This is a genomic window from Vibrio sp. HI00D65 (assembly GCF_001635455.1).
GTDB lineage: Bacteria > Pseudomonadota > Gammaproteobacteria > Enterobacterales > Vibrionaceae > Vibrio.
Genome location: NZ_LWEH01000572.1, coordinates 1 through 985, shown reverse-complemented (window position 1 = coordinate 985; position 985 = coordinate 1). Strand labels below are relative to the sequence as shown.

Sequence of the window (985 nt, the reverse complement as noted above, 5' to 3'; positions counted from 1 at the left end):
CTATCCACGGTATTGATTGCCACATCGGCTCTCAGCTAACAGATATTGAACCTTTCATTGATGCGACTGACCGTTTGCTTGCCCTGATCGAACAACTACGTGCTGATGGTATTAACATTAAGCACCTTGATGTCGGCGGTGGTTTGGGTGTGGTTTATCGGGATGAACTACCACCACAGCCTTCAGATTACGCGAAAGCGCTATTGGCTCGCCTAGACAATCATTCTGATCTAGAGCTTATTTTCGAGCCAGGAAGAGCGATTGCTGCTAACGCTGGTGTATTATTGACGAAAGTTGAGTTCCTTAAGCCAACAGAGCACAAGAACTTTGCCATTATCGATGCAGCAATGAACGACTTGATGCGTCCAGCACTTTACCAAGCGTGGCAAGATATTGTCCCAGTGAACCCTCGCCAAGGCGAAGCGGTAACGTACGATTTGGTTGGTCCTATCTGTGAAACAGGTGATTTCCTAGGTAAAGACCGCGATTTGGTGCTTGAAGAAGGCGATTTGCTTGCGGTTCGTTCTGCCGGCGCTTATGGCTTCGTAATGTCCTCTAACTACAACACTCGTTCGCGTGCGGCTGAAGTGATGGTTGATGGCAACAAAACTCATCTAGTTCGTCAGCGCGAAGAGCTTACGAGCTTGTGGGAACTTGAAAACATTCTTCCGGAGTAATTTAAAGCGTTATGCACTTCCACTTTTCTAAAATGCATGGTTTGGGCAATGATTTCATGGTCGTGGACTGCATTACTCAAAATATTTTCTTTTCTCCAGATTTGATCCGTCGTTTGGCGGATCGTCACACTGGTGTGGGCTTTGATCAGCTACTTGTGGTTGAGGCTCCCTATGATCCAGAAACTGATTTCCATTACCGCATATTTAATGCGGATGGCAGTGAAGTGGAACAGTGTGGTAATGGTGCTCGTTGTTTTGCACGATTCGTTCGCATGAAAGGCTTAACGAATAAGTACAGCATCAACGTA

General features: G+C 46.3%; 2 protein-coding genes. Both read left to right on the top strand.

The window, feature by feature from the left end; translation table 11 throughout:
- Positions 1-677, top strand: a 677-nt coding sequence (gene lysA, locus A3712_RS23915) for a diaminopimelate decarboxylase (RefSeq protein WP_063525256.1), incomplete at its 5' end; no start/stop codon positions are given.
- An 11-nt stretch (positions 678-688) separates the two neighbouring features.
- The coding region (dapF, locus tag A3712_RS23910; RefSeq protein ID WP_063525257.1) for a diaminopimelate epimerase at positions 689-985 on the top strand (297 nt) is incomplete at its 3' end.